This window comes from Pseudomonas sp. S11P7, assembly GCF_023195435.1.
GTDB lineage: Bacteria > Pseudomonadota > Gammaproteobacteria > Pseudomonadales > Pseudomonadaceae > Aquipseudomonas > Aquipseudomonas fluorescens_G.
This window is the reverse complement of record NZ_JALPKS020000002.1, coordinates 2,717,348-2,738,443: the sequence shown is the minus strand read 5'-3', so window position 1 is coordinate 2,738,443 and position 21,096 is coordinate 2,717,348. Positions and strand designations below refer to the sequence as shown.

Below are 21,096 nucleotides of genomic sequence, written 5' to 3'. Positions count from 1 at the left end.
TATTGGCTGACCTGACGCCTTCGCGAGCAGGTGGATTTATGCAGTCTGTTACAGCGGTGCTGGCTGAATGATCTCAACCCAATAACCATCCGGGTCCTTGATAAACGCCAGGCTCTTCATCCGCCCATCAGTCAAACGCTTCTGGAAATCGCAGCCCAGTTCTTCAAAGCGCGCGCATGCCGCCACGATGTCCGGCACAGAAATGCAGATGTGACCGAAACCACGCGGGTCGGTATTGCCATTGTGATAGGCGAAATCGGCGTCGTTCTCGGTGCCGTGGTTATGGGTCAATTCGAGAATACCCGGAATCGACTTCATCCATTCGGTGCGAGCAGCGGCGTCAGCCGGGATCTGCGACTTGTCGACCAGCGCGAGGAAGTACAGGCTGAATTCAGCTTCCGGGAAGTCGCGCTTTTCGACCAGCGAGAAACCCAGCACGCGGGTGTAGAAGTCCAGGGACTTGGTGATGTCCTTGACGCGCAACATGGTGTGGTTGAAAACGAAGTTGCGGGTTGCGCTGTCTGGGGTGGCGGTGACGCCGGGGAATGTGTTGAGTTCGTGCAGGCTCATGGGCCCTCCAATATCTATGGGCGAGTGATGGGCGCAATGATACGCATGCCGGCCGGCATCGCCAAATGAAAGGGCAGCCTTGCCCTGCGCCCCGGCGAGCCTCAGACTTTACCGCTCAATTTGCGAGTGCTTGCGGCAATGATCCGACTGTTCAAATCCCTGTTTGTGTTTTCCGCCTTGTCGTTCGTTGCGGTGTGCGCGTCCGCGGACGAGCCGAACATCACCTGGCCGGCCGGTTGGCAGGTTGAAGCGCTGCCCGCAGCAACGGCGCAGGTGTCGCGACAGCGGGCAGTCAAAATTGACGCTGACGGCAATCAGGTCATGGTGATGGAGCTGACCATGACCGAGGTCGAGAAAGACCACCAAGTCAATTTGCCGGGTGTGCTGCTGGAAATGCGCAAGTCGATTCAGAAAGATTTCTTTCAAAGCGGCTACCAAAGTGTCTGCAACAAAGTGCATGCCGCGACGCTGGGTAGTTTGTCCGCGCTGGAAACCACTTGCACGATCACTGAAAACGGGCGGCATGTGTTGTCGCAAACGCTGGTCGCGGCAGTCGACGCGCACAAAGCCTATGTACTTTCCTACGCCGGGCAGGCCGAGGTTTATAAGGCAAGTGCCGACGAGATAGTGGCGGTGAGAAACAGCTTGAAACTTTAAGCCGCTGTTCTGCGCGAGTCGTTTAGATACCGGAAGGGATTAAGACTAAAGTTTGATCGTGGCGCTGCGTGTCAACATCAAGCAGCAAAATGTTTAGCCGTTGGCTCATAAACGTTACACAAATGTCGCAACTTGTACGATGAAATTCATTTCATTTGTTAGATATTGTCAATAAAAAAGCCCCGCTTGATGCAGGGCTTTTAGTCGATTGGCGCGTTAACCGCGCAACCACGAATCAACGGTGCCGGCACCGTATTGTTCCTTCCAGGCTTTCAAACCACGGTGGTTGCCACCCTTGGTTTCAATCAGTTCACCGGTGTGCGGGTTCTGATAGACCTTCACCACGCGCGCGCGGCGGGTTTTAGGCGCTGCAGCGGTCTGTAGGCCGGATTTTGCCGGGTTTGGATCGAGGATGGCGATGATGTCCTTCAGGCCTTTGCCGTAAGTTTTCATCAGCCCCTGGAGCTTTTCTTCGAATTCGATTTCTTTCTTGAGCCCGGCGTCGTTCTTCAGCGATTCCAGCTGCTTGAGCTGTTCCTGAAGGGCCTTTTCAGCTGCACGAAATTCAGCGAGTCTGGACAATATCTTTACTCCAATAGTGTGTTTGGCTGATACCAACCGCAAACAAAGCTATAAGCCAAGAGCCGTGAAGCGACTCGGTGATAATGGCTCACCTGCGAATTTTGCTCAGGTTGAAAAAATTGTAGTAGTTAATGCGCCAAGAGTAAATCCTGATGTTGTCTTGATGTAACAGCAGCGGTCTTTTGTATCAATTTGGTGCGCCTCATCGGTACGCTCGTCTTAACTCACCTTAGTTAACGGTGAGTTAATGCGTCGATGAAATCCGCCGCCGGCATCGGTTTGGCAAACAGATACCCTTGCAGGAAATCGACATGATGCTCGGTGAGATAGTCGGCCTGTGCCTGAGTTTCGACACCTTCGGCAACAATACCCAGATCCAGCTTGGCGGACAGTTCGATAATCGTGTCGAGTATGTGCCGCGATAGCGCGTCGATGCCAATCATGGCGACAAAGCTCTGGTCGATTTTCAGAAAGTCCACATTGAATTTACGCAGGTAAGCCAGGCTCGAGTGTCCGGTGCCGAAGTCGTCAATGGCGATCTTCACCCCGAGTGAATGCAGTTGCTCGAACAGTTGGCGAGTGATCTCGGTGGGCTCGATCAATTCGCTCTCGGTCAACTCCAGCACCAGGCTGACGCTATCGGGGGCGAACGCGGCGAGAAACAGTCGACAGTCCTCCACCAGTTCCAGATCCCGGCAATGGCTGGCGGTAATATTGACGCCAATGTGAAAGGGCGCCGTGAAGGTCGCTGACAACGGTCCCAGCAGCGCGGCGGTTTGTTGCATCAGGGCGCGAGTCATCGGCACGATCAATCCTGAATGTTCGGCAAACGGAATGAACAGGTCCGGTCGCACCAGGCCTTCTTTGGGATGAGCCCAGCGCATCAGCACTTCGGCGCCGGACCAGGCCTTGCTGTCGCCATGCACCACAGGCTGGAAGTAGGGGATGAATTCGCCGGCTTCCAGCGCCCGAAGCATCTCATGACTTGGCGAAACCGAGCGCTTTTGCACGACGTGGCCGATTGCGCCGGAGACTGCACCGAAGAAGATCAGCAGGCTGAACAATGGAGGGTACTCAGCGGCCATGTAGCGCCAGGTTTCACCTTGGGCAAAACCGGCGCTGACGCTGAACCCATAACGCGATGAAACCAGCGTGGTCGGCGCAACGGGCAGTGCGGGGAGGGCGCCCGTTTGGACTTTGCCATCAGCCGCCAGCCAGTTATCCCCCACTTGCAAGACCAGCAGCGTCTGCCGACCGATCAGTCGCAGGATATTGCTCAGGTGATAACCGTCCAGCGTGGTCAACGCGCCACCGCGGCCTTCGCTGAGTCGATACACCAGCAGCGCGGTGTCTGGTGTTACCGGATTGCCGTTCATCAGCCACAACTTGCCTTGGTTGTAGTCGCCGGCATTTACGACTTCCTGGTAGTCGCCAAACAGCGAGCTGCAGTAAAGGTTGTTGTCCCACACCAGATTGGTCGAGCGCACGAACGGGCGGCGGGTCACTTGTTCGCGCAGAGCCAGCTTGACGCTTTCACACGTCTGGCCAGCCAATGGCAAGAGGTCGTGAGCCGCTTGCGCAGTGTTGTCGAGCATCAGCTCAAACTGACGCAAGGCCTGTTCGGCGGTCTCCCCGGAACTCTGTTCAAGGGTGCGTTCGGCCTGCATATGCAGAATCACACCGCCCAATATGATCGGCAGCAGCCCGCTCAGCAGCGTGATGACAATACGTGTGCTGCGTTTGCGGCGGGGTCTGACGGTCAACGGCATGGGCGCATCCTGTCGCGGTGGGTGGGGCGAAACTCGGCGCGCTTCGCAAAAGCAGTCAGCCAGGAGCGAGGATAGATCGAACACGCTGATTGCGCCGCTCAATCATGATTTATCCGCGTCGCCACCTCGATAAACGCCAGCGTGGCGGGTGATGCCTGGCGCCGATCAAGAACGGCGAGTCCAACCTGACGCTTGACCGCAGGCAACAATGGCTTCTTCACGAAACCTGCATTTTGCGCCTCCGGCAATGAGCCTTCGGCGACGATAGTGATGCCGTCGCCACGGCTGACCAGATCGAGCGTGCTGAGCAGTTGCGCGCAGCGGTAGCGGATATTCGGTTGCAGGCGCGCGGCCATGAACAGTCGCGATACCAGTTCAGATGAGCCAGCCTCCGTGAGTACGAATGGCACCTCGCACAAATCTTTCAGGCTTAACGCTGGATGCCTTGTCAACGGGTGCTCCGGCGGCAGCAGGGCGACCATTTGGTCTTCGATCAGGCTGAATGTGTCGAAACGCTCTTCTGGCAGCACGACGAAGCCGACGTCGATCCGGCGCTCCTCCAGCCATTGAATCACCTGACGATCCGGCCCTTCGTCAACGTGCACTTCGATGCCCGGATGAGCTTCTCGATAGCGCCGCAGAATGGCTGGGAGCAGTTTGATCGACGAAGTCGGCCCGAATGAGCCGATGCGCAAGGTACCGCTTTTCATGCCGCGCGCATCGGCGGCCTCCTGGCGCAAGGTATTGGCCAGGCCGAGCATGGCGCGGGCGCGCAATAACAATTGCTCACCAATGGTACTGAGCTCTACTTGCGCCTGATGCCGACGCAGCAGTTCAACGCCCAGTTCCTGCTCCAGTGATTTCATTGCGTGGGATACCGCCGACTGGGAAATCCCCAATCGATGGGCGGCGAGGGTAAAACCGCGCAGTTCGGCGACCAGCGAGAAGATCTCCAGTTGCGTAAGGGTCATGAGTATTTGCTCATTTTACGATGAGGGTGAATGAGCCTGATCATAAAGCATCCGCAACTTTTCGAGCCTCGACTACATGCACAATCTTGATAAAACATCATCCGACGTTCCGGTTTACCTGACCCTGGCAGGGGTAACGATGATATGGGGCGGCACCTTCGTTGCCGGGCGCTTCCTCGCCGGGGGACTAAGCCCGATCTTTGCCGCCAGCCTGCGTTTCCTGTTGGCGAGCGTGGCGTTGCTGGGTTTCATCTGGCTGGCGCGGGTCCCTCTCGTGCGGCCCACCACTGCGCAATGGCTACGCTTGACGCTGCTGGGGTTTTTCGGGATTTTCTTTTACAACCTGTGCTTCTTTTACGGTCTGCAATACATCAACGCGTCGCGCGCTTCGTTGATTGTCGCGCTGAACCCGGCGGTCATCGGCCTGGCTTCGTGGTGCTTGTTCAAGGAGCGCCTGGGCGTAATGAAAACGGCGGGTATCGCAATCTGTATCGCCGGCGCTGCGCTGGTGATCTTCAGCCGCAATCCACAATTACTGGCGGCGACGCCCGACGCATGGATGGGCGATCTGTTGATCCTGGGGTGCGTGCTGGGCTGGGCCGTTTATTCGTTGTTCTCCCGTGAACTTAACCAGTTGTTAGGCCCGGTGCAGACGGTGACGTACTCGATCCTGATCGGCACGCTGATGTTATGGCTGTTGGCGGCAGCGCGCGGCGAACTGAGCTGGCATGCTCTGGTTGATCTGGGCACGGCACAATGGCTGAGCCTCGCCTACCTCGGTGTACTCGGCTCGGCGCTGGCGTACATCGGTTATTACCACGGCATCCGCAAGATCGGCGCGACGCGCAGTGGCGTCTTCATCGCGCTCAACCCATTGACGGCGGTAATCTTCGGCGCGCTGCTGCTGGGCGAGCAGTTGACGTTGACCATGTGCCTGGGCGGTGCGCTGATCCTCGGCGGCATTTACCTGTGCAACAAACCCCTTGCGGCAAACGCAAGAAAGCGGATTTGATAGGGGCAGCAGACAAGCCGGTTTACGCTGTGTAGAATCGGGTTACGCATACAATAATAATCGTCTTCTGGCAGCAGAAGCCTCGCCCGCAAAAGCCTTGGGTCGACAATGAAGATATTCGGGTTTCAACTGATCTACGGTGACTTCCTCGCCCGCAGTGTGCGTGGCATTTCCTGCGCGCCGCCCAGCGCTCTCAGCATGACTCGCCAATAAACCCCGGTTGATTGATAAGAAATGATGAGGCGTCACCATGGCAGATTTATACGAAAACCCAATGGGCCTGATGGGCTTTGAGTTCATCGAGTTCGCATCGCCGACTCCCGGCACCCTGGAGCCGATCTTCGAGATCATGGGCTTCACCAAAGTCGCGACCCACCGTTCCAAGAACGTGCACCTGTACCGTCAGGGCGCGATCAATCTGATCCTCAACAACGAACCGAACAGCGTGGCCTCGTACTTTGCCGCCGAACATGGCCCGTCCGTTTGCGGCATGGCGTTCCGCGTCAAGGATTCGCAAAAGGCCTACAGCCGCGCACTGGAACTCGGTGCCCAGCCGATCCACATCGAAACCGGTCCGATGGAGCTGAACCTGCCGGCCATCAAAGGCATTGGCGGCGCGCCGCTGTACCTGATCGACCGTTTCGGCGAAGGCAGTTCGATCTATGACATCGACTTCGTGTTCATCGAAGGCGTGGACCGCAACCCGATCGGTGCCGGCCTGAAGATCATCGATCACCTGACCCACAACGTGTATCGCGGTCGCATGGCTTACTGGGCGAATTTCTATGAGAAGCTGTTCAACTTCCGTGAAATTCGCTACTTCGACATCAAGGGCGAATACACCGGCCTGACCTCCAAGGCGATGACCGCACCGGACGGTATGATCCGCATCCCGCTGAACGAAGAATCGTCCAAGGGCGCCGGGCAGATCGAAGAGTTCCTGATGCAGTTCAACGGTGAGGGCATTCAGCACGTCGCGTTCCTCACCGACGACCTGATCAAGACCTGGGACCAGTTGAAGAAGATCGGCATGCGCTTCATGACCGCGCCGCCGGACACCTATTACGAAATGCTCGAAGGGCGTCTGCCGAATCACGGTGAGCCGGTCGATCAACTGCAATCGCGCGGTATTCTGCTCGATGGCGCGTCGGAGCAGGGCGACAAGCGTCTGCTGCTGCAGATCTTCTCGGAAACCCTGATGGGCCCGGTGTTCTTCGAATTCATTCAGCGCAAAGGCGATGACGGTTTCGGTGAGGGCAACTTCAAGGCGCTGTTCGAGTCGATCGAACGCGACCAGGTGCGTCGTGGTGTGTTGACCACCGAGTAATCCGTTGCACCGATAAATTGTGGGAGCCAGCCTGCTGGCGATAGCGACTTCAGATTCAACATAAAAGTTGACTGACAGATCGCAATCGCCAGCAGGCTGGCTCCCACATTTGTTTTGTGTTTGGCTTAGGGGCGGCTCTGTCGCATCAAGTGTTTGAAGCCTTCGAAGACCAGTACCACCACCGCCATCCAGATCGGGATATAGGTCAGCCACTCCCCGGACTTGATGCTTTCGCCGAGCAACAGCGCCACGCCGAGCAGCAGCACCGGCTCAACATAACTCAACAAGCCGAACAGACTGAACGGCAGCAAGCGACTGGCAATGATGTACACCACCAACGCCGATGCACTGATCAGCCCGAGCAGCGGAATCAGCCAGAGCAACCCAGGATATTGGTCAAATACGCCGAAGCCCTGCTCGCCGCCTTGCACAAACCAGTACGCGACCGGGAGCATCAACGTCATGTCGACCCACAGGCCGCCGAGGTTGTCGGTCTGAAGATATTTGCGCAGCACGAAGTACAACGGATAACCGACCACGACCACCAGCGTCGCCCAGGAAAAACCGCCAACCTGATACAACTCGTTCAACACGCCAAGGCTGGCGAAAAACACCGCGATCTTTTGCAGATACGACAGGCTTTCGCCATAGGCGATGCGCCCGGTCAATACCATCGCCAGTGGCAGCAGGAAATAACCCAGCGAGACATCGAGGCTGTAATCGTTCAGGGGCGCCCACATGAACAGCCACAACTGCACGCCGAGCAGTGCCGCCGAGACGATCAAGCCGCCGATCAATTTCGGCCTCGCCGCCATCGAGCGCACCAGCTCGACAACCCGCCGCCATTCTCCGGAAACCAGCATGAACACGGTCATGCACGGGACCGTCAGAAGCATCCGCCAGCCGAAGATTTCCACACCGCTCAACGGCGTGAGCAACGAAGTGTAGTAATACATGACGGCAAACAGCACCGAAGCCGAAACCGATAGAGCGATACCTTTAGCCAAGCTGTCCTCGCGGGTTGAGGGGTGAACGGGGCGCGCAGGATACGTGGTTTTTGTGCTGAATATTGATCGAATGCTCAATATTCTCCACAGGCATCAACCGGATCGCCAAGCCATCAGCATAGCTGCCGGTTTCCCTGTGAGAGCGAGCTTGCTCGCGAAGCTCTTGAAATCACTGACCTGACTTCAACGGATTGCCAAAACGCTTGAGGTACATTTCACCGAACCGGTAAGACGCGTAATCGGTCATGTGACCGAGGTCACGATAAACCGGCAAGCCGTCGACCGTGGTCGTGCAAGCGCCGTCCTTGCATTGCAGGCTTTTCGGGTCGATGACGATCAGGCTTGGGTATTCGCCCTGCAATTGGCTGAACAACCTGGCCAATGTCGGATCTTCGTCATTTGACCAAGGCACCGATGCGCATTGAATGCTCTGTTCGGCACTGCCGAGCCAGCCACGCAGCTTTACCTGTTTCAACAGGCATTCATTGATACCCGTCGGCATCGGCAGGGTATTCATCAGGAACACCGGTGTCGCGCCGGACTTGACGATGATGTCCAGGGCTTGGCGGAGCGCGACGCCGAGGCGTTGTTGCGACAGTTCGACACTGCGCGGATCCTCCAGGCGGGTGACGATGGCATCGGTGAGATAAGCCTCCCAGAACTGCCCGATGATCACGTAGCGGAAATGCTGGTTGGCGATCATTTCGTAGTAGCGTTGCGCAGCGTTATGGCATTTCTGATACAGCGCGTTTTTCGCTTTGTACCAGTTGTAGAGGTAGATGTTCGGTAGCGCCAGGCAGGCCGGATAACCCTGCGCGAGCACGGCGAGATCCGCGTCCTTGGCCAGCGTTTCAACGAAACCCCAATAATGGTTCGAGTAGGAATCGCCCATCAGCAGAACCTGAGGCTTGGCCTGTGCCGCGCCCATGATGCAGCCAGGATCGGCACCGTCGCTCACGCCCAGGCATGCCTCGCGGTTGGCCGGTACCGATGCTTTCAAACCGTTGAACAGATTGTTCGAGCCCTGATTGAAGCGGTTCGGCCAGCCCTCGTTCCGGTCTCCCGCCGAATGCAACAATGACAAGGCAATCGCCGGCACGATCATCAGCCAGATCAGGGTTTTGCCGAAGCCTGCACGCGCCTTGCGGAAACGGTTTTCGATCAGCACGAAGGACAGGTAGCCGATGACGAAGGTCGCGGCGAAGTACACCACCTGCACCAGCGGGGTGAGGGCGATGCCCAGGTAGCTCGTCACGGCGAGAATCGGCCAGTGCCACACGTACAGCGAATACGAGAGCGTGCCTACGAACACCAGCGGCCGGAAGGCCAGCAATTTTGAAGTCACGCTGGCATCGCCGATGCCGCGAAACAGCAGCACGGCCGTGGCCAGGCACACCGCGATGGCGTGGTAGCCGGGGAAACCCGACAAAATATCTTCGCGCGTCGCGCAGTAGAACAGCGTCGCCAGCGCCAGCGCACAAATCAGCGAAGCGCTCAGGCGCTTGAGCCGGAAATTCTCGGTGCTGAAAATGACCGCGCAGGAACCGATCATCAGCTCGAAGATGCGGGCGGTGAAGAAGTAATAGTTTCGATCGGGATAGGCGTACGACAGATACAACGCCAGTGCCATTGCCGCGAGGGTCAGACCCAGCACGGTGGCTTTGAAAACTCTTTTCGCCACGTAACGGTTGAGCAGCCAGAGGCCCAGCGGCAAGGCCAGATACCATTGCCATTCGATGGCCAAAGACCAGGTGTGCAGCAACGGCAGACTTGCAGCATCCGGCGTCGCGTAACCGCTGGTCACTTTGGAAAAGTACTGATTGGAAATCAGCAGCGATGTGTATTTTTCGCTTTTGAGAAAATCGACGTAGTCGCTGGGCAGATAAAGCAGCGTGGTGATCAGTAAGGTGACGATGAGCAGCGCAATGATCGCCGGTTGCAGACGCCAGATGCGCCGCGTGTAAAAGCCGCTGAAGCTGAACGTGCCCTTGTCCAGCGAGGACATGATGATCGAGGTGGTCAGGTACCCGGATATCACAAAGAAGATGTCAACGCCGATGTATCCCGACGGAAACAACGCCAGGCCGCCGTGGAAAATCAACACCAGCAGCACGGCGATGGCGCGCAGGCCGTCGATGTCGGCGCGATACTCGATTGAGGTTTTTCGCTCGGCGGCAGTTGCCGCCGCTTCGGTGCGAGGCTGTGACTGCGCATCGTGTTTGTCGCCGGGAATTTTCAGCAGAGAAGGCTTTGTGGGTGCCTCGACGGAACGATCAAACATGCAGTAATCCCTGGCAATTTTGCGACGATCAATCCAGTTTCCGTTTGATCGCGCTGAATTCAATGAAAAACAGCCGATTGTATCGGCTGTTCTACATTAGGGAAGACTTGTTAGGCCTGATGCGGTTTGCGCCCTGGCACGAAATGGCTGACATCGTTGAAACCCGGTGTCGAAGCATGCCCCGGCGTGACCAGTGAATCGATAAACGCCTCATCTTCGGCGCTGATCTTCACCGCCTGCGCCTTGGTATAGGCATCCCACTGCGCCTCGGTCCTTGGCCCGACAATGGCCGAGGTCACGGCGCTGTTGTTCAACACCCAGGCAATCGCAAACTCGACCATGCCGACGCCGCGCTGCTCGGAGTACTGCTGAATCTGCTGGGCAATGCGCAACGACTCGACGCGCCACTCGGTTTCCAGAATGCGCTTGTCCTGGCGCCCGGCACGGCTGTTGGCGTCCGGTTGCACGTCCGGCGCGTACTTGCCGCTGAGCACACCACGGGCCAGCGGGCTGTAAGGCACCACGCCGAGGCCATAGGTTTGCGCAGCGGTGATCTGCTCGGTCTCGGCCTGACGGTTGACGATGTTGTACAGCGGCTGGCTGATCACCGGTCGGTCAACGCCGAGTTTGTCTGCAATGCTGATGACCTCGGCGATGCGCCAGCCGCGATAGTTCGATAGCCCCCAATAGCGAATCTTGCCTTGGCGAATCAGATCGCCAATCGCCGAAACGCTGACTTCAAGCGGCGTGTTGTGGTCTTCGCGGTGCAGGTAATAGATGTCGACGTAGTCAGTGCCGAGCCGAGTAAGGCTGGCTTCCAGACCATTGAAGATGTGCTTGCGGCTCAAACCGCTGCGGTTTGGCACGCCGTCCACCGGACCGAAGCCGACCTTGGTCGCCAGCACCCATTCGTGCCGATGCCGGGCGATCGCTTCACCGACGATTTCTTCGGAGCGGCCATTGGTGTAGACGTCGGCGGTGTCGATGAAATTGATGCCCTGATCCCAGGCCTTGTCGATGATACGCAGCGAGTCTTCGGCGCTGGTCTGCTCGCCGAACATCATTGTGCCGAGCGTCAGCGCCGAGACCTGCAGTCCGGAGTGGCCGAGTGTGCGGTAGCTCATGGCGAAATCCTTTTTGGCGGTGGGAGAGGGATCAAATACCAGATGCGGATGAAGGGGCAAAGTGAATTAACAAGATCGAGTGCCCCGTCACCAAGGGCAGGGCTTCTGATCGTTCCCACGCTCCGCGTGGTAACGCCGCCAAGGACGCTCTGCGTCTGCTTTGGGACGCGGAGCGTCCCGGGCTGCATTCCCACGCGGAGCGTGGGAACGATCAGTGGCGGCAAGCCTGCTAGCGATGATGGCGTCACATTCGATACTTGTGTAACTGAAAGACCGCTATCGCTAGCAGGGCTAGCTACCACAGGGGATGGTGCAGTGTTAGAGAACTCAGGCTAAGCCCGCAACGTCCGCGTCATCCGCAACGCCAACAAGCTCCCGCCGACAATCACCGCCGCCAGCAGATACAACGCGGCATCCGTCGACCCCGTGCTGTCCTTGACCCAACCCACCAGATACGGGCTCAAGAACCCTGCCATTTGCCCCATCGAGTTGATCAACGCCAGTCCACCGGCCGCAGCGCCCGCACTCAACATGGCGGTCGGCACCGGCCAGAACATCGGCAGCCCGGTCAGCGCGCCCATGGTGGCTATGGTCAAACCGAGAATCGCAATCGCCGGATTCGCCGCGAAGTTTACGGCGATGAGCAGACCAATTGCGCCCATGAGCATCGGCACTACCAGATGCCAGCGGCGTTCTTTGCGCAGGTCGGCCGAGCGACCGACAACCAGCATGAACACCGCCGCCAGCAGGTAGGGAATCGCGCTCAACCAACCGATCACCAGGTTATCGCTGAAACCCAGGTTCTTGATGATCGACGGCAGCCAGAAGTTGATCGCGTAGACGCCGCTCTGGATGCAGAAGTAAATCAGCCCGAACGCCCAGATCGCCGGGTTCTTGAACACCGCCAGCAGCGAGTCGGAAGTGGATTTCGGTTTGTTCGCCAGATCTTCGGCCTGATCGGCTTCAAGCACCGCGCGCTCGTGCGGGGTCAGCCACTTGGCATTGGCGAAGCTGTCGCTGAGCAGGAACCAGGCGAGGGCGCCGAGGATGACCGTCGGAATGCCCTGCAGCAGGAACATCCACTGCCAACCAGCGAGACCGCCCTGGCCGGCGGCGAAGTGATTGAGGATCCAGCCGGAGAACGGGCTGCCGAGCAAACCGGACACCGGAATCGCTGACATGAACAGCGCCATGATCCGCCCACGGCGGAACGTCGGGAACCACTGCGAGAGGTACAGCACCACACCCGGAAAGAACCCGGCTTCGGCCGCGCCGGTGAACAGTCGCAGGGTGTAGAACTCGGTCGGCGTGGTGACGAACAGCAGGCAGGTCGACAGCGTGCCCCAGGTAATCATCATCAGCGCAATCCAGCGCCGTGGACCGAATTTCGTCAGCGCGAGATTGCTCGGCACGCCGCACAGCACGTAGCCAATGAAGAAGATCCCGGCACCAAGGCCGTATACGGTTTCGCTGAACTTCAGCGCGTCGAGCATCTGCAGTTTGGCGAAACCAACGTTGACCCGGTCGAGGTAGTTGAACAGGTAGCAGATGAAAATGAAGGGGATCAAACGCAGGGTGATGCGTTTGTAGACGGCGTTTTTACCGTCGGTGTCGATGGTCTGGGTAGCTGCGGCGCTCTGCGACATAGCGGCTCTCTCTTTATTATGATTTTTTGCGATGCAAAGGGTAACGTTGATCGCCCCGAGAGTCTCGGCCACCTCTGGCCGGATTGTCTTTGTGCCTGAGCACAGGGTTTGCCGGCAGACCCTGTGCGGGTGAACAATCGCACGCGCCGAAAATCAAGGATTGCCGCTGTCATGTTCGAACTTGATCACGACCTCGCCCAGGACATCGTCGACCGGGCGATGGCCATTTTGCCCTACAACGTCAACGTCATGGACAGCCAGGGGCTGATCCTCGGCAGTGGCGAACCGGAGCGCATCAATACTCGCCACGAGGGTGCGCAACTGGTGCTGGCCAATGGTCGCGTGGTCGAAATCGATGCGCAGACGGCGGTGCATCTCAAAGGCGTGCAACCGGGCATCAACTTGCCGTTGCTGCTCGATCAGCGCTTGATCGGCGTGCTCGGCCTCACCGGCGAACCGGAGCAGTTGCGCACCTATGCCGAGCTGGTGCGCATGACCGCGGAAATGCTGGTTGGCCAGCGCAACCAGCAGGCCGAGCAGCAATGGCGGCGCCAGCGCTGTGATGATCTGCTGGCGCTGTTGCTGAGCGAGGCGGGTGATTCGCCGCGGCTGGTCGACGAGGCGCAGCAACTCGGGCTCAAGCCGCAATTGACGCGGGTGCCGTACCTGTTCGAATTAAGTCTGGAGCACGGTCCGGGGCAAACCGTCGAGGCGCTGAGTGCCTGGCTGCTGTCGCGTTACCCGGACAGCTGGTGCGTGAGTTCGGCGCAGTCATCGCTGCTGTGGTGTCGCCCGGCGAGTCAACACGTCGAGCACGAGCGCTTGCTGGAAAAACTCGACGGCCTCGGCTGGAAAATCCTGCGCATGGCCGTGGGCGGGCAAGCTGACGGGCTGGCCGGGTTGCGCCGCTGTTATCGACGGGTCGGCGATTTGCTCGCCTACGGGCGCGAAGTCCTGCCGCATTCGCGCGTGCTGACGCTTAACCGTTATCGATTGCCGGTGATGCTCTGGCGCCATCGCAACGATGACGCACTGGACGAACTGCTCAAACCGCTGCGCAAGGTCATCGCCAAGGACAGCAACGGCCAACTGCTGGCGACGCTGCGCAGCTGGTGTGAGCACGACGGCCAGAGTCAGGCCTGTGCCGATGCCTTGGGCATTCATCGCAACAGCTTGCGTTACCGGATGGAGCGGATCGCCGAGTTGAGCGGGGTCGATCCGCTGCGGCTGGACGGAATGCTGGCGTTGTATCTGGGGGTGCAGCTGTTGCCGCAGACGGATCCATCGACATGAGTTGTCCTTGAGGTCGCCATCGCTGGCAAGCCAGCTCCCACAGGTCAGAAGGCGTTCATAACTTCCACATCCGCCACAGAACCCTGTGGGAGCTGGCTTGCCAGCGATGAGGCCGGTACAACCAACATAGATCTTTTGTGAAAATGAACAACAATCCTCTCCAGCCCTTGTGCAACCGACCGGCGTCAACACGTGAACCGACTGGCAGCATGACGGACATTGCCACCGGAGAATTCCCATGAAAGTCGTCATCGCCCCCGATTCATTCAAGGACAGCCTCAGTGCTCAGGGCGTTGCCGAAGCCATCGCCCTTGGCCTGGCCCAGGTGTGGCCGCAGGCGACGCTGGTCAAATGCCCGATGGCTGATGGTGGCGAAGGCACGGTGGAATCGATTCTCGCCGCCTGTGCAGGCGAATTGCGCCGCAGCCGCGTGCGTGGCCCGCTCGGTGCGCCGGTGGAGGCCGCGTGGGGCTGGTTGCCACACACCCAGACCGCGATCATCGAAATGGCCGAGGCCAGCGGCTTGCAATTGGTGCCGCCGGGGCAGCGCGATGCCTGCATCAGCAGCACCTTTGGCACCGGCGAACTGATCCGCGCGGCGCTGGATGCCGGTGCGCAACGGGTGATTCTGGCAATTGGCGGCAGTGCCACCAACGATGGCGGTGCCGGCGCGATGCACGCCCTGGGGCTGAAACTGCTCGATGCGCAGGATCAGGCACTGGTCCCCGGCGGACTGGCATTGGCGCAACTGGCGCGGCTGGACCTCAGCGGACTTGATCCGCGTCTGGCGCAGGTGCGTTTCGATATTGCCGCTGACGTCAACAATCCACTCTGCGGTCCGCACGGTGCCTCAGCGATTTTCGGCCCGCAGAAAGGCGCTTCGCCGGCCCAGGTGCAACAACTCGACCAAGCCTTGGGACACTTTGCCGAACGGTGCGCGCAGGCGCTGGGCAAAAACGTCCGCGATGAACCCGGCAGCGGTGCGGCGGGCGGTCTCGGCTTTGCCGCCAAGGCATTCCTTGGTGCGCAGTTTCAGGCTGGCGTTGAGGTGGTCGCAGAGCTGGTGGGGCTCGCCGATGCGGTCAAAGATGCCGATCTGGTGATCACCGGGGAAGGGCGCTTCGACGCGCAGACCCTGCGCGGCAAGACGCCGTTCGGCGTTGCACGGATCGCCAAACAACACGGTGTGCCGGTGGTGGTGATTGCCGGCACCCTCGGCGACGGTTATCAGGAACTGTATGACCATGGCATCGACGCGGCATTCGCCGTGACCAGCGGGCCGATGACGCTGGAACAGGCCTGCGCCGAAGCGCCACGATTGTTGCGTGAACGCGCCACCGATATTGCTCGCGTCTGGCAGATGGCGCGACGCGTGTGAAACTCCCTGTCGGTGTTTCATCCCTGAAACACTGATAAAAATAGTTGCAACGCACCCGCAATCTTCCTCAAGCCTGGCCGATACAAAGGTCAGGCGCACACAAGACTCCCAAAACAGTGGCGCCGAACTGCAGCCCACCCCCACGGCTCAGTGATATGGCATGGACGCTCGTAGCTTCTATCTTGAGAGTTCAGCCATGTCCTTGCGTAACCTGAATATCGCGCCCCGTGCCTTCCTCGGTTTTGCCTTCATCGCCCTGTTAGTAGTCGTGCTTGGCATGTTTGCCGTCAATCGCATGTCGGTCATCCGCCAGGCGTCGATCGATATGAATTCGACGCAACTGCCCAGCGTGACCCATCTCAGCGTGATAACCGAAAACGTCCTGCGGATGCGCATCCTCTCGTTCCGCGTGCTGGTCAATCGCGAGCCTGCCGCGTTGCAGGAAGCCCAGACGCGTATCGCCGTGCTGGTTGAAAAGGCGCGCAAGGCACAAGCCGCTTATGCCGAACTGCATGCAGGCCCGGAAGAACGTGCGCTGTACCAGACGTTTTCGACCACGCTGGACAACTACGTGCAAGCACAGAACCAGATGCTCGAGCTCTCACGTCAGGACAAAATGGAGGAGTTGCGCGCCCTGATCAACACACGAATCAAGGAAGGCACCGACCAGATGGGCGAGCAGTTGAACAAACTGATCGCGATCAACGCGGCCGATGCCAAAACTGCGTCGACTCGCGCCGGCGACTATTACGACAGCGCCATCACCGGGATCATCATTGTCGCGGTGATTGCTGCGCTGGCCACCGTATTGCTCGCCTGGCTGCTGACCCGCAGCATCGTCACACCACTGAACCGTGCGGTGCTGGCTGCACAAACCATCGCCAGCGGCAACCTGAGCAAAGCCATCGAAGTCGACGGCAAGGACGAGCCGGCGCGCCTGCTCGAAGCCCTCGCGGCGATGCAAGTCAACCTGCGTCAAACCATCGAACAGATCGCCGGTTCCGCCACGCAACTGGGCGCGGCCGCCGAAGAACTCAGCGCCGTCACCGAAGAAGCCTCGCGCGGTTTGCAGCAGCAGAACAACGAAATCGAACAAGCCGCCACCGCCGTCAACGAGATGACTGCCGCCGTCGAAGAAGTCGCGCGCAACGCCGTGTCGACTTCCGAAGCCTCGAACCAGTCAACCCACGCCGCCCGTGAAGGTCGCGATCAGGTGGTGAAAACCGTCGACGCGATCCAGACCATGACCCACGACGTGCAGAACACCGCGCAGATGATCGAAGGTCTCGCCGCGCAGGGCCGCGATATCGGCAAAGTGCTCGACGTGATTCGCGCCATCGCCGAACAGACCAACTTGCTGGCACTCAACGCCGCGATCGAAGCCGCGCGTGCCGGTGAAGCCGGACGAGGATTTGCCGTGGTCGCGGACGAAGTACGGGCGCTGGCCCATCGCACCGCGCAATCGACCCAGGAAATCGAAAAAATGGTCGCCGGTATCCAGAACGGCACCGGCGAGGCCGTCTCCTCAATGCAGCAAAGCAACCAGCGTACCCAGATCACCCTGGAAATGGCCCGTGCCGCCGGCGTGGCGCTGGAGCAGATCACTCAGTCCATCCACCAGATCAACGAGCGCAACCTGGTCATCGCCAGCGCTTCGGAAGAGCAGGCGCAAGTCTCGCGCGAAGTCGATCGCAACCTCGTCAACATCCGCGATCTGGCGACGCAGTCGGCGGCCGGGGCCAACCAGACCAGCGCCGCAACCCATGAGCTGTCGCGTCTGGCAGTGGATTTGAATGCGATGGTGGCGCGTTTCGTGATTTGAGATACGGTGAAGGCTGGAAACCGCGCGATCAGGAGACGTACATGCGCTATTCAGCCTTGACCCAACGCATTGCCGGAGAGGGCGCCGCCGCCTGGCAAATTCACGACCGAGCGTTGGCGTTGCTCGCCGCGGGCGTCGATATTCTGCTGTTGAGCGTCGGCGATCCGGACTTCGATACGCCGCTGCCGATTGTCCATGGCGCCATCGACAGTCTGTTGGCCGGCGATACGCATTACGCCGACATCCGTGGCCGGCTCGAGCTGCGCAGGCTGATTGCCGAGCGCCATTGCCAGCGCAGTGGTCAGCGCGTTGATCCTGATCAGGTGATTGTGTTGCCCGGCGCGCAATGCGCGGTGTATTCGGTGGCGCAATGTCTGCTTGATCCCGGCGACGAGGTGATCGTCGCCGAACCCATGTACGTTACGTACGAAGGTGTGTTCGGCGCTTGCGGCGCAACGGTCATTCCAGTCCCGGTGCGCCCGGAAAATGGTTTTCGCGTCGACCCGGCCGATGTCGCGGCGCGTATTACTGCAAAGACTCGCGCGATGTTGCTCAACAGCCCGAACAACCCCAGCGGTGCGAGCTTGCCGCTGTTGATCTGGCAGGAACTGGCGGCGCTGTGCATCCGCCATGACCTGTGGCTGATCAGCGACGAGGTCTACAGTGATTTGCTTTACGAAGGCCGGCACATCAGCCCGGCGAGCCTGCCGGGCATGGCCGAACGCACGGCAACGATCAACAGTCTGTCGAAATCCCACGCCATGACCGGTTGGCGCATCGGCTGGATGATCGGGCCGCAACCGCTGGCCGAGCATCTGGTCAACCTGTCGCTGAGCATGCTCTTCGGATTGCCGGATTTCGTGCAGAAAGCCGCGCAGGTTGCGCTGCAAAGTGATCTGCCGGAAGTGACGCAGATGCGCGAGGAATATCGCCTGCGCCGCGATCTGGTTTGCGAGCGTTTGCACGGCTGCCCGGGCCTGCATCCGATCAGGCCGGATGGCGGCATGTTCGTGATGGTCGATGTGCGCCAGACCGGGCTCGGTGCTCAGGCGTTTGCCGAGCGATTGCTTGAAGGTTATGGCGTATCGGTACTGGCCGGTGAAGCATTCGGCCCGAGTGCGGCGGGGCATATCCGCATTGGCCTGGTGGTCGATCGGGTGAAACTGGCCGACGCCTGCGCGCGGATTGCATTGTGTGCGGCACAGCTTTTACAGGCGCGCAGTGCCTGATGGTCTTGCATTGCCTGTACCTGCCTCACCACCACACCGATCGTTCCCACGCTCCCGCGTGGGAATGCCTCAAGGGACGCTCCGCGTTCCAGCTTCCGAAGGGGCGCAGAGCGTCCCGGGCTGCATTCCCACGCAGAGCGTGGGAACGATCAGTGTAAAGGGTTCACCAGATTCGCCGGCTTCTTGCCAGCCAGCGCCGCCAGCAGATTCTCCACCGCACACCGCGCCATTGCCTCGCGCGTTTCATGCGTCGCCGAACCCATGTGCGGCGTCGCCACCACATTGTTGAGCTGCAACAACGGCGAATCATGATTGAGCGGTTCACGCTCGAACACATCCAGCCCCGCCGCACGAATGCGCTGATGACGCAGCGCGTCGATCATTGCCGCCTCATCGACGACCTTGCCGCGTGAGATGTTGATGAAAATGCTCTCGGGACGCATCAAGGCAAACTGCTCGGCGCCGATCAACTTTTCCGTCTGCGCGGTCAGCGGCAAGGTCAGGCAAATGAAATCCGCCTGGCTGAGCAAGTCTTCAAGGCTGCGATATTGCGCATCGAAGCGTTCCTCGACTGCCGGTTTGCGCGACTGGCTGTGGTAGATCACCGGCATGCCAAAACCGAAATGCCCGCGCTGGGCCAACGCCTCGCCGATGCGGCCCATGCCGATGATGCCGAGCGTCTTGCCATGCACATCAGTGCCGAAATGCGCCGGGCCGATGTTGCGGCTCCACTGGCCGCTGCGCACCATGTTGGCCAGTTCGACCACCCGCCGTGCGGCTGCGAGAATCAAGGCAAAACCGGTGTCAGCGGTGGTTTCGGTGAGCACGTCCGGGGTGTTGGTCAGCAGGATCTTGCGACGACCGAGGTAATCGATGTCGTAGTTATCGACGCCGACCGACACGCTGGCGATGGCTTGCAGTTGCGGCGCCAGATCAAGCAACGCGGCGTCCAGTTTCAGACTCGCACCGAGCAAGCCGTGAGCGCGGGGCAGGGCGTCACGCAGTTGCATCAGGCCGTCGGCGTCGAGGCTTTCGATCTGCGTCACTTCGAACTGTTCTTGCAGACGCGCCATCAACGCGGGGAGAGTTTCTTGTACAGCACGACGTGTTTTTTCATGACAAAGTCCTTTCAGGAATGCGCCGGCACGCGCGGCGTGGCAACGGTTTTGGCGACGACGCGGTCGCTGGCGCCGGGCTTGAGAAAAATCGTCAGCACCACCGACAACAGCAAGGCGCCGCTCATCAACAGATAGGACGCGCCGGGCGAGCCGGTGGAGCTGTTCAGATAACCGACCAGATACGAGCCGCCGAACGAACCGAGGGCGCCCATGCTGTTGATCAGCGCCATGGCGCCGCCGGCAACGTTGGCCGGCAGGATCTCCGGCACGATCGCGAAGAACGGCCCGTACGGCGCGTACATGCAGGCGCCGGCGATTACCAACAGCGTGTACGACCACCAGAAATGTTCCGCGCCGAGCGCGTAGGAACCATAAAACGCGATGGAGGCGATCAGTAGCGGGGGCCAGACGAAACGTTTGCGCTTCTGCAACTTGTCTGACCCCCACGACACCGCGAGCATGCCGATCACCGCCGCCAGATACGGCAGCGCCGACAGCCAGCCAGCCTCGATCATGTCCATTTTCGCCCCTGCCTTGAGAATCGATGGCAACCACAGCACGAAGCCGTAGACGCCGATGCTCCAGCAGAAAAACTGCAACGCGAGAATGATCACCTTCGGCGAACGGAACGCCTCGGCGTAGTTCTTCACCGCTTTGATGCCAACTTGTTCCGCCGCCAGTGCGCTTTCCAGATCGTGCTTTTCCTGATCGCTGAGCCATTTGGCCTGGGCCGGACGATCATCGGCCAGACGCCACCAGATGAACGCCCACAGCACCGCCGGCAAGCCTTCGATGATGAACATCCAGCGCCAGCTGAAGTGCTGCACCAGATAACCTGAAACCACCGACATCCACAGCATGGTTACCGGGTTGCCGAGGATCAGAAAGGTGTTGGCCCGCGAGCGTTCGGCACGGGTGAACCAGTGGCACAGATAGACCAGCATCGCCGGCATCACTGCCGCTTCGACCACACCGAGCATGAAGCGAATCACGATCAACCAATAAGCATTGGAGACCACGCCGGTCAGGGTAGCGAGGCCACCCCAGAGGATCAGGCTGACAAAAATCAGCTTCTTTACGCTGTGCTTTTGCGCGTAGACCGCACCAGGCACCTGGAAGAAGAAGTAACCGAGAAAGAACAGCGCGCCGAGCAGCGACGACAGGCCTGGGGTGATCATCAGGTCTTCGGCCATGCCGGAAGCGGCGGCGAAGCCATAATTGGCGCGATCGAGATACGCCAGGCTGTAGGTGATGAACACGATCGGCATGATGTACCACCAGCGGCGGGCGGCGAGAGTAGCGTTTTTCAT

Annotated in this window: 16 protein-coding genes and 1 pseudogene; 7 read left to right on the top strand and 10 right to left on the bottom strand. The window is 59.5% G+C overall.

Annotated elements, in window-relative coordinates; all coding sequences use genetic code 11:
* Positions 1–48: 48 nt before the first annotated feature.
* Entirely contained in the window at positions 49–570 is a 522-nt protein-coding gene (gene gloA / locus M0746_RS12600; protein WP_108182643.1) for a lactoylglutathione lyase, read from the bottom strand.
* A gap of 138 nt (positions 571–708) precedes the next feature.
* Between gloA and M0746_RS12595 the strand changes: the two genes are divergently transcribed.
* Positions 709–1,227, top strand: coding sequence for a DUF4946 domain-containing protein (locus M0746_RS12595; protein WP_258449413.1), 519 nt, complete (start codon positions 709–711; stop codon positions 1,225–1,227).
* A 216-nt stretch (positions 1,228–1,443) separates the two neighbouring features.
* Here M0746_RS12595 and M0746_RS12590 read toward each other — a convergent pair whose 3' ends face one another.
* The 3 genes from M0746_RS12590 to M0746_RS12580 all read right to left on the bottom strand — a co-directional run bounded on the left by M0746_RS12590 (position 1,444) and on the right by M0746_RS12580 (position 4,549).
* Entirely contained in the window at positions 1,444–1,809 is a 366-nt protein-coding gene (locus M0746_RS12590; protein ID WP_090283274.1) for a histone-like nucleoid-structuring protein, MvaT/MvaU family, read from the bottom strand.
* Positions 1,810–2,042: 233 nt separating this feature from the next.
* Complete coding sequence (locus M0746_RS12585) at positions 2,043–3,578, bottom strand: EAL domain-containing protein (protein ID WP_258449412.1); 1,536 nt, start codon at positions 3,576–3,578, stop codon at positions 2,043–2,045.
* A 98-nt stretch (positions 3,579–3,676) separates the two neighbouring features.
* Positions 3,677–4,549, bottom strand: a complete 873-nt coding sequence (locus tag M0746_RS12580) for a LysR family transcriptional regulator (protein WP_258449411.1) — start codon at positions 4,547–4,549, stop codon at positions 3,677–3,679.
* Positions 4,550–4,625: 76 nt separating this feature from the next.
* Between M0746_RS12580 and M0746_RS12575 the strand changes: the two genes are divergently transcribed.
* Positions 4,626–5,561 (top strand): DMT family transporter, encoded by a 936-nt coding sequence (locus M0746_RS12575; RefSeq protein ID WP_258449410.1) that lies wholly within the window; start codon positions 4,626–4,628, stop codon positions 5,559–5,561.
* A 250-nt stretch (positions 5,562–5,811) separates the two neighbouring features.
* A complete protein-coding gene (gene hppD, locus M0746_RS12570; protein WP_258449409.1) occupies positions 5,812–6,888 on the top strand; it encodes a 4-hydroxyphenylpyruvate dioxygenase in 1,077 nt (358 codons plus the stop codon).
* 125 nt (positions 6,889–7,013) lie between these two features.
* Here the strand turns inward: hppD and rarD are convergent, their stop codons facing one another.
* The 4 genes from rarD to M0746_RS12550 form a co-directional block, all read right to left on the bottom strand.
* The gene (gene rarD / locus M0746_RS12565; protein ID WP_258449408.1) at positions 7,014–7,895 is read right to left on the bottom strand and encodes an EamA family transporter RarD; all 882 of its coding nucleotides are present in this window, start codon (positions 7,893–7,895) and stop codon (positions 7,014–7,016) included.
* A gap of 169 nt (positions 7,896–8,064) precedes the next feature.
* Positions 8,065–10,176 (bottom strand): acyltransferase family protein, encoded by a 2,112-nt coding sequence (locus M0746_RS12560; protein WP_258449407.1) that lies wholly within the window; start codon positions 10,174–10,176, stop codon positions 8,065–8,067.
* 110 nt (positions 10,177–10,286) lie between these two features.
* Positions 10,287–11,300 carry an aldo/keto reductase gene (locus M0746_RS12555; RefSeq protein WP_258449406.1) on the bottom strand — a complete coding sequence of 338 codons (1,014 nt, stop codon included), beginning with the start codon at positions 11,298–11,300 and terminating at the stop codon, positions 10,287–10,289.
* Positions 11,301–11,632: 332 nt separating this feature from the next.
* On the bottom strand, positions 11,633–12,946 hold the full coding sequence (locus M0746_RS12550; protein WP_258449405.1) for an MFS transporter: 1,314 nt from the start codon (positions 12,944–12,946) through the stop codon (positions 11,633–11,635).
* 171 nt (positions 12,947–13,117) lie between these two features.
* Here M0746_RS12550 and M0746_RS12545 point away from each other — a divergent pair, with 171 nt between their 5' ends.
* The 4 genes from M0746_RS12545 to M0746_RS12530 all read left to right on the top strand — a co-directional run bounded on the left by M0746_RS12545 (position 13,118) and on the right by M0746_RS12530 (position 18,668).
* On the top strand, positions 13,118–14,239 hold the full coding sequence (locus M0746_RS12545; RefSeq protein ID WP_208937598.1) for a sugar diacid recognition domain-containing protein: 1,122 nt from the start codon (positions 13,118–13,120) through the stop codon (positions 14,237–14,239).
* A 238-nt stretch (positions 14,240–14,477) separates the two neighbouring features.
* Positions 14,478–15,617, top strand: a complete 1,140-nt coding sequence (locus tag M0746_RS12540; protein ID WP_258449404.1) for a glycerate kinase — start codon at positions 14,478–14,480, stop codon at positions 15,615–15,617.
* A 196-nt stretch (positions 15,618–15,813) separates the two neighbouring features.
* Positions 15,814–17,439 carry a methyl-accepting chemotaxis protein gene (locus M0746_RS12535; protein WP_258449403.1) on the top strand — a complete coding sequence of 542 codons (1,626 nt, stop codon included), beginning with the start codon at positions 15,814–15,816 and terminating at the stop codon, positions 17,437–17,439.
* A 41-nt stretch (positions 17,440–17,480) separates the two neighbouring features.
* On the top strand, positions 17,481–18,668 hold the full coding sequence (locus tag M0746_RS12530) for a pyridoxal phosphate-dependent aminotransferase (protein WP_258449402.1): 1,188 nt from the start codon (positions 17,481–17,483) through the stop codon (positions 18,666–18,668).
* A gap of 149 nt (positions 18,669–18,817) precedes the next feature.
* Here the strand turns inward: M0746_RS12530 and M0746_RS12525 are convergent.
* Positions 18,818–19,785 (bottom strand): annotated as a pseudogene (locus M0746_RS12525) (2-hydroxyacid dehydrogenase).
* Between the two features lie 12 nt (positions 19,786–19,797).
* Positions 19,798–21,096 (bottom strand): MFS transporter, encoded by a 1,299-nt coding sequence (locus tag M0746_RS12520; RefSeq protein ID WP_208937592.1) that lies wholly within the window; start codon positions 21,094–21,096, stop codon positions 19,798–19,800.

Bases quoted from the DNA above. Each gene is read 5' to 3' on its own strand.
- gloA (WP_108182643.1), bottom strand. From the start codon at position 570: ATGAGCCTGCACGAACTCAACACATTCCCCGGCGTCACCGCCACCCCA.
- M0746_RS12595 (WP_258449413.1), top strand. From the start codon at position 709: ATGATCCGACTGTTCAAATCCCTGTTTGTGTTTTCCGCCTTGTCGTTC.
- M0746_RS12585 (WP_258449412.1), bottom strand. From the start codon at position 3,578: ATGCCGTTGACCGTCAGACCCCGCCGCAAACGCAGCACACGTATTGTC.
- M0746_RS12580 (WP_258449411.1), bottom strand. From the start codon at position 4,549: ATGACCCTTACGCAACTGGAGATCTTCTCGCTGGTCGCCGAACTGCGC.
- M0746_RS12575 (WP_258449410.1), top strand. From the start codon at position 4,626: ATGCACAATCTTGATAAAACATCATCCGACGTTCCGGTTTACCTGACC.
- hppD (WP_258449409.1), top strand. From the start codon at position 5,812: ATGGCAGATTTATACGAAAACCCAATGGGCCTGATGGGCTTTGAGTTC.
- M0746_RS12560 (WP_258449407.1), bottom strand. From the start codon at position 10,176: ATGTTTGATCGTTCCGTCGAGGCACCCACAAAGCCTTCTCTGCTGAAA.
- M0746_RS12555 (WP_258449406.1), bottom strand. From the start codon at position 11,300: ATGAGCTACCGCACACTCGGCCACTCCGGACTGCAGGTCTCGGCGCTG.
- M0746_RS12550 (WP_258449405.1), bottom strand. From the start codon at position 12,946: ATGTCGCAGAGCGCCGCAGCTACCCAGACCATCGACACCGACGGTAAA.
- M0746_RS12545 (WP_208937598.1), top strand. From the start codon at position 13,118: ATGTTCGAACTTGATCACGACCTCGCCCAGGACATCGTCGACCGGGCG.
- M0746_RS12540 (WP_258449404.1), top strand. From the start codon at position 14,478: ATGAAAGTCGTCATCGCCCCCGATTCATTCAAGGACAGCCTCAGTGCT.
- M0746_RS12535 (WP_258449403.1), top strand. From the start codon at position 15,814: ATGTCCTTGCGTAACCTGAATATCGCGCCCCGTGCCTTCCTCGGTTTT.
- M0746_RS12530 (WP_258449402.1), top strand. From the start codon at position 17,481: ATGCGCTATTCAGCCTTGACCCAACGCATTGCCGGAGAGGGCGCCGCC.
- M0746_RS12520 (WP_208937592.1), bottom strand. From the start codon at position 21,096: ATGAAAAACGCTACTCTCGCCGCCCGCCGCTGGTGGTACATCATGCCG.